At 40.8% G+C, this 14,498-nt stretch carries 11 protein-coding genes; 8 read left to right on the forward strand and 3 right to left on the reverse strand.

Annotated features, from left to right (window positions below):
- Nucleotides 1-220 precede the first annotated feature (220 nt).
- The 7 genes from H9565_RS10975 to H9565_RS11005 all read left to right on the forward strand — a co-directional run bounded on the left by H9565_RS10975 (nt 221) and on the right by H9565_RS11005 (nt 12,465).
- Nucleotides 221-3,268: a SusC/RagA family TonB-linked outer membrane protein gene (locus tag H9565_RS10975; RefSeq protein ID WP_215439583.1), complete on the forward strand. Its 3,048-nt coding sequence runs from the start codon at nt 221-223 to the stop codon at nt 3,266-3,268.
- Nucleotides 3,269-3,280: 12 nt separating this feature from the next.
- Complete coding sequence (locus H9565_RS10980; RefSeq protein ID WP_215439585.1) at nt 3,281-4,840, forward strand: RagB/SusD family nutrient uptake outer membrane protein; 1,560 nt, start codon at nt 3,281-3,283, stop codon at nt 4,838-4,840.
- A 62-nt stretch (nt 4,841-4,902) separates the two neighbouring features.
- A complete protein-coding gene (locus H9565_RS10985; RefSeq protein ID WP_246560527.1) occupies nt 4,903-6,384 on the forward strand; it encodes an arylsulfatase in 1,482 nt (493 codons plus the stop codon).
- Between the two features lie 125 nt (nt 6,385-6,509).
- Nucleotides 6,510-7,166: an SGNH/GDSL hydrolase family protein gene (locus tag H9565_RS10990; protein WP_215439587.1), complete on the forward strand. Its 657-nt coding sequence runs from the start codon at nt 6,510-6,512 to the stop codon at nt 7,164-7,166.
- Nucleotides 7,167-7,181: 15 nt separating this feature from the next.
- On the forward strand, nt 7,182-8,792 hold the full coding sequence (locus H9565_RS10995) for an arylsulfatase (RefSeq protein ID WP_215439589.1): 1,611 nt from the start codon (nt 7,182-7,184) through the stop codon (nt 8,790-8,792).
- Nucleotides 8,793-8,823: 31 nt separating this feature from the next.
- Entirely contained in the window at nt 8,824-10,353 is a 1,530-nt protein-coding gene (locus tag H9565_RS11000) for a glycoside hydrolase family 30 protein (RefSeq protein WP_215439591.1), read from the forward strand.
- Nucleotides 10,354-10,380: 27 nt separating this feature from the next.
- Complete coding sequence (locus H9565_RS11005) at nt 10,381-12,465, forward strand: sulfatase-like hydrolase/transferase (protein WP_215439593.1); 2,085 nt, start codon at nt 10,381-10,383, stop codon at nt 12,463-12,465.
- A 19-nt stretch (nt 12,466-12,484) separates the two neighbouring features.
- Here H9565_RS11005 and H9565_RS11010 read toward each other — a convergent pair whose 3' ends face one another.
- Together H9565_RS11010 and H9565_RS11015 are read right to left on the reverse strand one after the other, a co-directional pair.
- Nucleotides 12,485-12,685 carry a hypothetical protein gene (locus H9565_RS11010; protein WP_215439595.1) on the reverse strand — a complete coding sequence of 67 codons (201 nt, stop codon included), beginning with the start codon at nt 12,683-12,685 and terminating at the stop codon, nt 12,485-12,487.
- 153 nt (nt 12,686-12,838) lie between these two features.
- Nucleotides 12,839-13,063 carry a hypothetical protein gene (locus tag H9565_RS11015; RefSeq protein ID WP_215439597.1) on the reverse strand — a complete coding sequence of 75 codons (225 nt, stop codon included), beginning with the start codon at nt 13,061-13,063 and terminating at the stop codon, nt 12,839-12,841.
- Nucleotides 13,064-13,212: 149 nt separating this feature from the next.
- Between H9565_RS11015 and H9565_RS11020 the strand changes: the two genes are divergently transcribed.
- A complete protein-coding gene (locus H9565_RS11020) occupies nt 13,213-13,830 on the forward strand; it encodes a collagen-like protein (RefSeq protein ID WP_215440209.1) in 618 nt (205 codons plus the stop codon).
- A 40-nt stretch (nt 13,831-13,870) separates the two neighbouring features.
- On the opposite strand, the gene H9565_RS11025 is transcribed toward H9565_RS11020, so the two are convergent.
- On the reverse strand, nt 13,871-14,158 hold the full coding sequence (locus tag H9565_RS11025) for a hypothetical protein (RefSeq protein ID WP_215439599.1): 288 nt from the start codon (nt 14,156-14,158) through the stop codon (nt 13,871-13,873).
- Nucleotides 14,159-14,498: the final 340 nt, after the last annotated feature.

Below are 14,498 nucleotides of genomic sequence, written 5' to 3' on the forward strand. Positions count from 1 at the left end.
TGTTACCCTCGTTTTAATGCTGACCAGTTAAATAAGGTTAAATCATGTACTAAATATAGGGTATATATGTTGCAAAAAGGTCTCTTAAAGCCCATAAAATGGCAATATGCAACATAAGTATACCATTATGAGATATCCACAATCCAACCCTGCAATATATTTACCATAGGCCTTCAACAACTCAACTTAAGGCTATTAATTATAACTAACATAAACCATTATGAATTTAAAAAGAATGTTATTGCTACTGCTGTTTTTCAGTCTGGTATCGCTTCAGGCGCAGCAAAATTTAACAGGAACCATTACGGATGAGTCTGGCCAACCTCTTCCCGGTGTTAATGTATTGGTTCAGGGAAGCACGGTAGGAACCGTTGCGGATTTTGACGGAAACTATTCTATAAAGGCATCCGAGGGTGCTACTTTAGAATTTAGCTATTTGGGGTTTGTTACCAAAAGTGTGTTGGTAGGGAATGACACTACTATTAATGTTGTACTGCAGGAAGATGTGGCCCTTCTAGACGAAGTGGTCGTAATTGGTTACGGTACATCTACCAAGAAAGATTTGGTGTCTTCCGTATCATCGGTTAAATCCGATGTTTTGGAAAACCAACCGGTGGCAAGGGTAGACCAGGCATTGCAGGGGCGAGCTACAGGGGTAGAGGTAACCTCCAATAACGGTACTCCAGGTTCGGGTTCCACCATCCGTATTAGAGGTAATAGTTCCATAAACGGAAATAACGATCCTTTATATGTCATTGACGGTTTTATTGCAGGAACCGGATTTAACCTGAACACCATCAACGTAAACGATATTGCATCCATTGAAATTCTTAAAGATGCCACGGCACTTTCTATCTACGGAACAAGGGGAGCTTCCGGTGTTATTCTCATCACAACAAAAAATGGAAAAGGGATGTCGCCCGGTAAGCCGGTCGTAGCTATTAACCATTACCAAAGTATTCAGGAAACGGCCAACCGTATCAATATTTTAGGCGGACAGGGATTTGTTGATTACAAAAACGAGTCTTACCAATTTACGCCGGGAGCAGATGGTTTTGGGTTTACTGATACTTCTTTACCATTGGTATTAAATCCTGAGACAACGGCCACAACGGACTGGTTAGATCTTGTTGAACAAACTGGTACCATTTCAAATACAGATGTTTCCGTAACCGGAAACTCTGAGAATGCCAATTACTTTATTTCAGGAAACTACTTCAACCAAAAAGGGGTTTTAAGAGGTTCTGGTTTGGAAAGGGTAAACTTTAGGACCAATCTTGATGTTAGGGTTTCAGACCGGTTTAAGACGGGTATAAGAGCTAACATTACACACTACAAAATAGAAAATAATAAGGTCAATTACTCGGATATAGTATCCAATGTATTACCAACACGTCCGGTTTATTTGGAAGATGGGAGCTTTTCTTTTGAGAACCCTATTAGTGCGGGCCTGGAACGTAACCCAGAAGCAGATATCCAATTACGGGTAGACCATGACTTGGTTACACAGGTAATAACCAATGCTTATGTAGAATATGAACTGGCCAAAAACCTTTCTTTCAAATCTACTTTTGGTGCTCAGTTAAATTATGTAAAAGAAAATAACTATTTACCCGGAATTTTACCGGAACGAGTTAATGGTGGCTTTGGTAGAATTAATAACAATTTCACCAAAAGCATTTTGAACGAAAATACACTTAATTATAACTTGGATCTAGAAGACCACTCCCTAAAGCTATTAGGTGGTTTTACATGGCAAAAAGACAATAATGAGAGTACGTTTTCCGAAGCCGATAATTTTCCAAATGATGTAGTACTCTTCAATAATTTGGCATTGGGTGATGCCTCAACCGCTGTAGTAGGTTCTGGTTATGGACAACGTACCTTAAGCTCATTTTTGGGTCGTGTAAATTATGGATACAAGAGTAAATATTTGCTTACTCTGGTGGGCAGGTATGATGGGTCTTCGGTATTTGAGACGGGCAATAAGTATGCGTTTTTTCCTTCCATAGGGGCTGCTTGGAACGTAGATGAAGAAGAGTTTATGGCAGATTCCAATGTTATAGATCGCTTTAAACTTAGAGGTAGTTACGGTATTGTCGGAGAACAAGGGGTAGCAGCTTATAATTCATTGGCTACCTATTCCAACACAACAACGGTCTTTAATGGTTCTTTGATCAATGGCGTGGTAGTGGGCGATGTTCCTAGTAGCGGATTAAGTTGGGAAACTACCAAGCAGCTGGATTTGGGTCTGGAATTAGGTTTCTTTAACCACCGAATATCTTTTGAGGCCGATTATTACAATAAGACAACAGATGATCTTTTGTTAGCTGTGGCATTATCGGGACAGGTTGGTGCAAATAGTACCACTCAATTACAAAACTTGGGTTCTGTAAGGAACAGTGGTTTTGAATTTGGTTTAAATACGGTTAATGTAGAAAATGAAAATTTCCAGTGGGAATCCAATCTAAGCATCTCTTCCAACAAAAGTGAAATATTGGAGCTGGATGGTCAGGAGTATATTTCATTACAGTCAACAGGGAACCAGGGAGGTAATTCGGCACGATTGATTGTTGGCGAAGCATTACCAACTTTTGTTGGTGCAAAATACTTGGGAACCTACAAATCTGCTGATGAAATTATTGCAGATGGTAGGGAAGGGAGATCGTTTATCGGAGGCCCTAGGTACGAAGATTTAAATGGTGATTCTAATATTAACGATGAAGATTTTGTAGTATTAGGTAGTCCTATTCCTGAATTTTATGGTGGGTTTAGAAATACCTTTACTTATAAGGATCTTACGTTAGATGTATTTTTTCACGGGAGTTATGGTGCGGAAATCTTCAACATAAGAACACAAACGGCCTATTTTGGTAGAGGCGAACAAAACGTAGATCCAATAGTTTTAGATCGTTGGATAGCAGGGTCAAACGAAACTTCTGATATTCCAAGAGCGGGTCCTTCTAATAGTCTTTTCAACCCAAATAGCAGTTTAAATATTGAAGACGGTTCTTACATAAGGCTAAAGACGCTGTCTTTAAACTACAATGTTCCTTTAGAATCGGGTGCACTTAGTGAGGTATTCAGTTCTTTGAACTTATATGTTACAGGAACCAATCTCCTACTTTTTACAGACTTTAGTTTAGGTGATCCCGAGGTAAATAATTTTACGGCCGGGAGTGGCCTTGGTTCTGTATCCCAAGGTTTCGCATCAGGGCAGTATCCTTATGCAAAAACAATATCACTAGGTCTAAAAGTAGAATTTTAAAAAAATAAGGATATGAAAACTAAAATAGCAAATAAATTTTTGATGCTGCTTGTGGGCTTTTTAGCTCTAAGCTCATGTGAAGAATTTCTAGAAGAAGATTTACGGGACGAGATTACCCCAGATGCTTTTTTTACAAATGATAAAGAAGCAGAATTGGCGGTGAACGGAGTGTACCGATTGCTTCATGACAACAATGTGTACAGACAACGTGGATTAGATAATTATTACACCAGCGGAGCGGATATCCAAGCAGCTAATAGGGACGTTAACGGCTCTATCCATAACTACCTCATTCAGGAAGGAACCGCAGATGGTAACGGTACTTGGATACAATTGTATCGTGTGGTAAATAACACAACCGAGTTTATTTCCAATATTGAAGGAAATGAAAGCTTGTCCGAAGATGCCAAAAACAGCAGGTTAGGGGAGTTACTTTTTTTAAGGGCTTTGGCATATTTTCATCTTACCAACTTGTGGGGAGACGTACCGTTTTATACAGAGCAATTACCCGTTCTTGAAAGATCGGTCTTGGGAAGAACTCCAAAGGAGGAGATAAGAAGTGCTATGAAAGAAGATTTAGCTACGGCGTTTGATTTGTTGCCTAGCACGTATTCCGGTAATGATTTGGGAAGGGCCAGTAAATGGGCAGCTGCAACCTTAAAGGCCAAATATCATCTTTTTGATCAAGAGTGGGCCCTGGCCAAAGCAGAGTGCGATGTTGTAATTGATGGAGGTGCACACAGACTGTTAGATAATTATTCTGATGTTTTTGATCAGTCTGATCCTAGCAATCAATACAATGATGAATACATTTTTGTAGTAGATTTTGAGGCAGATTATGATGGAAACTTATCCACTACAAGAACGGATGACTACAACCCACGTATTAGGGACGAGCCCGCAGGAAGAAATAACGATACTATTGTAAACGGGGTTTCTGGAAAAAAGGTCGATATATTTCAAGGGCTTTTACGTGCTCAAGGCGAGGATATGACAGGTTATGGTTGGTCCGTACCCTTACCGGAATTCGCTATGCGAGAGAACTGGCAAGAGGGAGATTTAAGGTATGATGCCACTATAGTCACTGAATACTTAGGTTGGAAATTGTCCTTTCCCTACTTCCGAAAAAATTGGAATTTAGATCAGGAGAACTCCTTGCGAGGTAATCACCCGGAAAATTATATTGTTTTCCGTTTGGCGGACGTCTACTTAATGGCAGCCGAGGCCGAAAACGAGCTGAACGGACCGGGAGCAGCCTATTTTTATGTGAACAAGGTTAGGGAAAGAGCGTTTGAACCGGACCAGCCATGGAGCGGCATGTCCAAAGAAGAATTTAGGGAAGCTTTATATGATGAACGTAAATTTGAGCTAAGTGCAGAAGGTCACCGTCGTATGGACTTGATCAGATGGGGTATTTTGTTGGAAACGGTACAATCTGTTCAGCATAGACCTTGGAATAATCCAGGGGCCAATATACAGCCGTACCATGTGCTACTTCCAGTACCGCAGAATCAGTTGGAGCTTAATCCAAACCTATTAGAATCAGACCCTACAAACAATGGGTACCGATAATTAATTGAATGCAAATGTCACGAAGTATTAAATGCTTCGTGGCATCTATTAACCTTATCATCATGATGAAACATTTTCTTTATTTTATTTTGTTGGCAAGCTTGGTTTTCTCTTGTAAGAACAAGGGGCAAAAAGCAAATGAAGCTACCGAAACTACCCAAAGAACCGATAGCGGTAGACCCAATATTGTCTATATTTTGGCAGATGATTTGGGGTACGGTGATCTAAGTTCGTATGGGCAGGAAAAATTTGCCACGCCCAACATAGATAAGCTGGCAAAGAACGGCATGCTCTTTACCCAACATTATTCTGGCAGTACGGTTTGCGCACCTTCCAGATCGGCCTTATTAACGGGTATGCACACTGGTCATACGGTGGTTAGGGGAAATAAAGAAATTATGCCCGAAGGCCAATATCCTTTACCGGACAATACTTTTACCATGGCCGAAGCTATGAAGAATGCCGGTTATACTACAGGAGCTTTTGGAAAATGGGGATTAGGGTTTCCGGGGTCTGAAGGAGACCCGTTAAATCAAGGTTTTGATACTTTTTTCGGATACAACTGTCAGCGTTTGGGGCACAATTACTACCCTGGTCACTTATGGGCCAATAAGGACTCTCTGGTACTTAAAGGTAACAAGGGCGCAAATAAAGGAACGTATGCCCCAGAGTTGATACATGAAAAAACATTGGAGTTTATTGAGTTGAACAAGGACAATCCTTTCTTTCTGTATGTAGCTTCCATTATTCCGCATGCGGAATTGGCGGCACCTGAAGAAATCATGGAAAAGTATAGTGGCAAATTTCCACCGGAGACCCCTTACGAGGGGGTGGATGATGGTCCAGAATTTAACCAAGGTCCTTATCGTTCACAGGAAGAACCACATGCGGCATTTGTTTCCATGGTGCATCTCTTGGATGAACAAGTTGGTGAAATTGTAGCCAAGCTGGAGAAGTTGGGTCTTGCCCAGAATACTATAGTGGTTTTTACATCGGATAATGGACCCCATACGGAAGGCGGCGCAGACCCTGATTATTTTAATAGTAATGGACCGCTTAGGGGTACAAAAAGGGATTTGTATGAAGGGGGTATCCGTGTTCCTATGATTGCGTCATGGCCGGGGAAAATTCAACCAGGGTCAACCACGGAATTGGTATCCGCTTTTTGGGATGTGTTCCCTACATTTTCGGAAATAGCAGGTATAGAAACTCCAGAGGGTTTAGACGGAATTTCATTTTTGCCCACTCTTTTAGGGAATAATGACCAGCAGGAAAATCATGAATATCTGTATTGGGAATTTCATGAAAAGGGTGGTAGGCAGGCCATTCGTAAGGATAATTGGAAAGCGGTAAAATATAACGTTTTTGGTGGGCCAAATGTGCCCATTGAACTGTATGATATGAATACGGATGTTGCCGAGGAAAATAATTTGGCAGAAAAGCATCCTGAAGTTATAGAAGAAATGAAGACCTTGTTTGAAGAGGCACGAACGCCATCAGAAGTGTTTACATTTAACCAAGAAACCTATCTGAACGTAAAATAATATTGTGATTTAGAGTTAGTTAATTTTTGTTGAGGGAGGTCCATTTTTTTGGGCCTCTTTATTTGATTTAAGAATAGGACTTTGAGTGGAGAGCAAGAGTTTCATCACCAATAAAATTACAGAAAATGAAAAAACAATTGTTTCTAATTATCGCACTATGCGGAATTTTAGTCGGTTTTGAACAGGACACTAAACCTAATGTTCTCATCATAGGTGATTCCATTTCTATAGGTTATACGCCACATGTAAAATCGGCTTTACGGGATAGGGCCAATGTATTTCATAATGAAGGAAATGCCCAACATACGGGTACGGGGCTTGAGAAATTGGAGGAATGGTTAGGGGGTACCCAATGGGATGTTATCCATTTTAATTGGGGCCTGTGGGATTTATGCTACCGCCATCCGGATTCAAAGGAAGTGGGGAACAGAGATAAAATAAAGGGTACGGTAACCTATACTCCAGAAGTGTATGCCGCAAATTTAGAAAAGCTGGTAATTCGCTTAGAAAAGACAGGGGCCCAGCTCATTTTTGCCACAACCAGTTATGTGCCTAAAGGCGAAGTGGGGCGCTTTGTAAAATCGGACAAAATATATAATAAAGCGGCGTTAGAGGTCATGAAAAAACATGGGATACGGGTAAACCCGCTTAATCGTACTTCCAAAAAGATTCACAAAAAACATGCCGCTGGCCCAGGTAATGTACATTACACAAAGGAAGGTTATAGATTACTTTCTATACCGGTGGTAGAAGGAATAGAAAATAGCTTAGACGCCATTTAATTTAATTCTGTTCATATGAAGTATGTAGTACACTTTCGGAAAAGATATATGACCATTTTTGTCATGCTTATTGGGTTGTTTTGTGGCTATGCGCAGGAATATAAAAGTAACGATACTACAGTTCAACAACCCAACATTGTTTTTATATATGCCGATGATTTGGGAATAGGGTTATTAGGGCATGAAGGACAAAAAATTATAAAGACACCTCACATAGACCAGTTGGCCAAAGAAGGAATGCGTTTTACCCAAGCCTATTCCAACATGTTATGTGCCCCGGCACGCGCATCTCTGATTACCGGCCTTCATGACAGTCACGAACAGGGTTTTGAAATTACACCGGGCACATTATATAAGAAGATAAGTACGGGAGAATTGAGTCAAGCTCAAATTGAAAATATGGTAAATAGTGCGTTAACGCAAATACCTGATAATCAATTGTTTTTAGGGCAGGTGGCACAGGAGGCTGGGTATAAAACGGCACAAATTGGAAAATTGGAATGGGGTTTTTCAACTACAGATTATCAAATGAAAAGACACGGTTGGGACTACTATTATGGTTATTTGGATCATGTACGTGCACATGGGTTTTATCCTCCATTTTTATTTGAAAAGGGAAAACTGGTACATATAGAGGGGAACACTTTGGCCAACTGTGGTAAATCCGGTGAACCGGAAATACCCGAAAATTATAAGGAAAGAAAGCGTATGGATGGGAAGGTGCAGTATTCCCAAGACCTATTCATGAACAAAGCCCTCAATTTTATTAGCACCAATAAGAACCGGCCTTTTTTTCTGTATTTCCCCACGCAGTTGCCTCACGGCCCTGTGGCCATTCCTAAAGTCCATGAGGATTTTCTAAATGACGACCGCTTAACGCCCATTGAAAAGGAGTATGCCTCTATGGTAAAAATGTTGGATGACAATGTGGGGCAGATTATGCAAAGGTTAAAAGAGCTTAAAATTGATGATAATACCTTGATCATATTTACGGCCGATAATGGACATGAAATTTATTATGCACAGGAAGGGCTTGTAGAAAAACCGTATTCCAATATAAAAACGGGCAAGCGTTTTGATGATGTGGAGCATAAATACTACAGTCATTTGTCCGGCGATGTTTTTGACGGAAACGGGGGGCGTGCCGGAATGAAGCGAAGTAACCTTCAGGGTGGCATTCAGGTTCCCTTGATCATTAAATGCCCCGTTAAAATAGAAGCGGGAAGAACGTCTCATAAGCTAATAGCCAACTATGATATTTTGGCTACCGTAGCGGAACTTGTGGGCTTTTCAGGACCGGTGAATACTGATGGAATTTCCTTTTACAATGAGTTGATAGGGCAAAATTTGGGAGAGGAACATGAGTTTGTGGTGTACTCCTCCTATACCGGCCCCACCTTAATTACCAATGAAGGTTGGAAAATACGAACAGATTTGGATAAGGATGTTTTTGAACTGTTTTATCTGCCCAATGATTTTAAGGAAGCCAATGATTTGTCCAAAGAACATCCGCAGAAATTACAAGAATTGAAAAGCCAACTTTTGGATGCTTGTGAGGGCGATTTTAGAAATGGCCATTTCAGCAATGATAGAAGTATTCTAAAAGTTACCAAAGCTGGCAAGTAATGAATACAAAAAGAAAAGAAGCGTGAGGTACATGAAGAACTTGTTATTGGGAATATTTGTGTTTGGCATTTGCGGAAAGGGACTGGCACAGCATTCCGTTGAAGTGAAAATTGATAAGGATATCGAGTACCAGACCCTTCATAGTTTTGCGGCTTCGGATGCATGGGCGGCCCAATTCACGGGATTATGGCCCGATGATAAACGAAACCAAATAGCGGATTGGTTGTTTAGTATGAAGACCGATGACCAAGGTTCCCCAAAGGGTATTGGGCTATCCGCTTGGCGATTTAATATTGGAGCGGGAAGTGCAGCTCAAGTGGATGATAGTGGCATAAAGGACCCTTGGCGAAGAACGGAAGGTTTTTTACAGGGTCAAGGTGTATACGACTGGAAAAAACAGGCAGGACAACAGTGGTTTTTAAAAGCTGCGAAGGAGAGGGGAGTGGAGCAATTTATTGCTTTTGTAAACAGTCCGCCTATTCAGCTTACAAAGAATGGGAAAGGGCATTCGGATGATGGATTATCGGCGAATCTGGCTTCCGAAAATTACGGTACCTACGCTAATTTTCTTGTAAATGTATATCATCATTTTAAGGATAGTGTAGGAGTAGATTTTGATTATATAAGTCCGTTTAACGAACCGCAATGGGAATGGAAAGGCGGTCAAGAAGGTTCTCCTTGGAACAATAATGAGTTGGCCTCTGCCGCTAGGGTTATCGATTCGGTTTTTCGGCTCCAACATGTGTCGGCTCAATTAGAAATTACGGAAGCGGGAGCCATTGATTATCTCACCGGAACCAAAAAGAAACATAACAATAGAAGTAATCAGATTGAAACCTTCTTCAGTCCTTCAAGTCCCAATTATTTAGGAAACTTAAGTACGCTGAACCCTAAAGTCGCGGCGCATAGTTATTTCACCACCTGGCCTATAGAAAAGCTCAAAAGGGAAAGGGAACGTATTGTGGAAAAGCTTTTAAAATATCCTTTCTTGGCATATGGGATGAGTGAATATTGCATCTTGGAAAACAACGAGGAAATTAAAGGAAAAGGTAAGGATTTGGGTATGCAGACCGCCCTATATGTGGCACGGGTTATCCATGCCGATCTAACTATTGCTAATGCCAGTATGTGGCACTGGTGGCTGGCCATGAGTCCGTATGACTTTAAAGACGGTTTGATCTATCATGATAAAAACAGGGAAGATGGTGCTGTCTATGATTCAAAATTGTTGTGGGCTTTGGGGAATTATGCCAGGTTCATCCGCCCTGGAGCAAAGCGTATTTCTATTGATTACGAGCACTATAATTCAACTGAAACCTTACAGAGGGGCCTATTGATTTCAGCATATAAAAATAAAGATGATAGTCTGGTGGTAGTATCTGTAAACCAGACAGAAGCGTCCGTAGATTTAAAGTTGCCGATAGAAGTTGAAGCGTATGGAGAAGGTCGTAGCTATATCACAGATGACAAGCAGAATTTGCAATATAAAGATTTAGAGAAACTAGAAGGCGGTAACTTCACGATACCCAAAAAGTCTGTGACCACCTTCGTTTTCAAATAAAAAAATCATAACTAGAAATAGGAATATATGCAGCACTTTACTAAACTACGTATTGCGACTATCGGAATTTTAATGATTGGTATAGGTTGGGGGCTAAATGCGCAGACCTCTTCGGATACCTATCAAAAACCCAATATCATTTTCATCTTAACGGATGATTTAGGTTTTGGCGATTTAGGGGTACTTTTTCAAAAGCAAAGGACAACCAAGGACGGAAATGGCGCGCCCCAGGAATTTACGCCCAACCTAGACCGCATGGCTAACGAAGGAGCGTTAATGCCACACCATTATTCCGCGGCGCCTGTATGTGCATCTTCTAGGGCATCGTTACTATTAGGGCAAAGTCAAGGGCATGCCAATATTAGGGACAATCAGTTTGATAAGGCTTTGGCTTACAACCATACATTAGGGTCTATCTTACAAGAAGCGGATTATAAGACAGCGGCCATAGGTAAGTGGGGATTGCAGGGCAAGGGGAAAGCCCCCAACTGGCCTTCGCATCCTTTAAACCAAGGGTTTGATTATTATTTGGGATATATAAGGCATGGCGATGGGCATGAGCATTATCCAAAAGAAGGTATTTACCGTGGCACCAAAGAGGTTTATGAAAACAGGACCAACATAACTCCTGACCTGGATAAATGCTATACCGCAGACTTATGGACCGCCGCAGCCAAAAAATGGATTGTAGACCATAAAAAGAGCGAGGAAGGTAACAAACCTTTTTTCATGTATCTGGCCTATGACACACCGCATGCGGTATTGGAACTGCCCACACAGGCATATCCCAAAGGAGGCGGACTTAACGGTGGGCTGCAATGGCTTGGTGAACCCGGTAAAATGATAAATACGGCCAGTGGCGAAGTAGATTCTTGGATTCACCCGGATTATGCTGATGCCACCTACATTCCCGAGAACAGTAAAAAGCCCGTTCCGTGGACGAACGTTTATAAGAGATATGCAACGGATACCCGCAGGATAGACTCGGCCGTAGGTGACATCCTTCAACTTTTAGAAGACTTAAAAATTGATGATAATACCTTGGTAATCTTTACTTCGGATAATGGCCCATCGGTGGAATCCTATTTGGAAAACCAGCCTATTGTACCAACATTTTTTGGTAGCTACGGACCTTTTACCGGAATTAAAAGAGACTGTTGGGAGGGAGGTCTACGTATGCCCACTATTGCCAGATGGCCTAAACACATAAAGAAGGGCACGGTAGTTTCCAGCCCCAGTATCTCTTATGATTGGATGCCTACCTTTTCCGAAGTGGCCGGTATTCCTGCTCCAGCGGTATCCAACGGAACCTCGTTATTACCTTCCTTAACGGGACAGGGAGATCAATCACCCAGTTCTATTTATGTGGAATATTTTCAGAACGGAAAAACTCCGGGTTATGATGATTTTAGTGCTGATTTAAGAGACCGTCGTAGAAACCAAATGCAGATGATTCGTAAGGGTCATTATGTGGGTGTCCGATACGATATTAAGTCAGAGGATGATGATTTTGAAATTTATAATGTAATCGAGGATATGGAACAATCGGAAAACTTGGCGGGTTCGGGTGACTTCTTGCAGCTTCAGCAAGAAATGAAAGCGCGTGTACTGCAGCAGCGTATGCCCAATTCTACCGCAGTCCGTCCTTATGACCAGGCCTTGGTTCCCAGTATATTGGCAAAGGATTTAAAAAAAGGTGTGACATGGAAATCCTTTGTGGGGAATTTTCGTTGGGTTCCTTCAGTAGCGGCACTAACACCATCGGAAACAGGAGTGTCCAAGCAAATATCGCCTGAAATCCAAATTTCGGAAAATAGTAAAGTGCTTTATTTTGAAGGCTATATAGAGGTGCCTTCAGACGGAGTTTATACTTTTTACCTAAGTGCCAATGCCGGAGGAGTGCTACGTATTCACGAATCTACCGTTATTGATGCGGATTATGGGTACACAAGAAACTCCAAAATGAGCGGGCAGTACAGGCTAAAAGCCGGATTGCATCCCATTTCATTGTATTACAGAAGTGGTAAAAAGGGAAAGCCACAATTTAATCTTGAATGGAACGGTCCAACATTTGCCAAAGAAGCAATTCCAGAGTCGGTTTTGTTTCATTAAAAAGAGCTTACCGTGGTACTCACCCTTGGGTTTCCTGAAAATTAGACTTTTGCTTTCTAAAGAAAGGGTCCAAAATTTTTATCAAGTATACGATACCTATAAGTGCTAAAACGCTACCGGCTGCATAACGGCCTTGTGCATAATAGTATATGGCTCCGGCTACGCCAAAAATGGTGTGAAAAATGTCTATGTAGATACTACCGCGTATAAGTTTTTCCATACGACTAGATTTAGGGTGGTTAAGTAATTAAGATGTTGTATATACTACTGTATGCTAGTAGTTTAGGGCGCTGTTCCTTTAAATTTAGCACATATCTTTCACATATAAAAACAAAATAACTTTTTTAATGATAGGGGTATGGTAAGGAAGATTTTAAGTTTTGTTTTTTACGATATCCTCAAGAATTTCGGCAATTCTATTTTTGATGGATTTTCTCCCTATTCCTATGATTAGGACCATAAGAAGAAGACTTACTGGTATTAGTTTAAAACTAAATTCATTTTGAGGAAAAAACAGGAATACTAAAAGAACGGTAAGGCTAACACCCGCAGCAAAGAAAATTAAATATTCCAAACTGCTAGTGCCCTTGATTTCCATTTTCTACCACAGTTCATGCGCTTGGCCTTAATAAGCCACAACTTCCTTTCTTTTCTAGGAATTTTACTCTTTTCTTTTTTTCCTCTCTACAGGTTAACCTTTTATTTTTTGCGCCATAAATAGGTATAAAATCTAAAGAAATGAAAATTATGAAAACTATTCTGAGAGTTTTAGCAGGTGGCTTAATGGTGTTGGCCCTAACATTGACATCTTGTTCAAAAGATGGTGCAGATGGAGATATTGGGCCCATGGGGCCTGCCGGAGAACAGGGCGTACAAGGGGAGCAAGGACCAAAAGGAGATACAGGTGAACAGGGAGAAACGGGAACCGCAAACGTTATGTATAGCGATTGGCTAGACCAAGATTTTAGTTATTTGGATGGAGCACGGTCAAAAAGTATGAAAGTAGATGAGGTTAGGCTTACCAGAGAGTTTTTAGACAATGGTGGGTTTGTATTGTGCTTTTATAGAAGTAGTTCTAATGCGGTATACCAATTACCTTTAGTTTTTGATCACTCCGGTTTTGCCATACGACGGTATTTTGTCGCTATTCATTTTGATGATAGGGGAGAAATAAGATTTCAAGTCACCTCTACGGACGATACAGACCTTAGCGACCACGAATTAACCGGTTCCTCTATAGCCAAACCACAATACAAGTACGTTATGATTCCTGGGGGCGTATCTCTTGCTGGGCGTTCTGAGCGGCCCAACTTTAAGAAAATGAGCTATGAGGAGCTTATGGATTATTTTGGATTGGCGTATTAGGTTTTAGAGGTGTAATTCTGCCTGAGTTCGGCTGACCTTTTTATTCGTTCAGTTTATTAATTATTTCTTTGGTCAGGCTGTCATTTCTTTTATCTAGAAATATAATTGTTGGTCCAAATACATTGTTTATTGCTAGTAGGCCATATTTTGGGTTGAACAAAATTGGACCGGTTCCATCATCTGCATAATTTTCTTTATGATAAAATTCAAACTCTAAACTCTGGAGTTCGTCCTCCACAAAAGGGATTTGACCAGTTCTTATGAATTTTTCAAACCCGAAAAGAAGAGTGTCTGTGTCTATTATTTTCTCTATTATTAACGTTTTCATTGTGTCAATTTGATTTACATATTTATAATTAAGCGTATCGTTTGTTTGACTGAAAAACAACGTAAACTTTTCGTTTTTGGAATCTGAACCAAAAATTATAGTTGCATTCATTTCAGAACTCGATTCTGTATTCTTTTCGTAACATCCGAAGCAAACTGTAAAAACTAATATGTATGTAAAGAGGCTTTTCATGATGTATAACATTGTCTCTGCCATGGTGCAGGCTCTAGCGTAACGCTTGCGGCATTGGGGTGTAGAGCACTCTTCGCAAATAGGCGTTGGCGGGGGAGCAAAAGCCCCAAAGCACAAAACCAGAAAATATGAGAATCACGATTATATT

The organism is Zobellia russellii, from assembly GCF_018728565.1.
Lineage (GTDB): Bacteria > Bacteroidota > Bacteroidia > Flavobacteriales > Flavobacteriaceae > Zobellia > Zobellia russellii.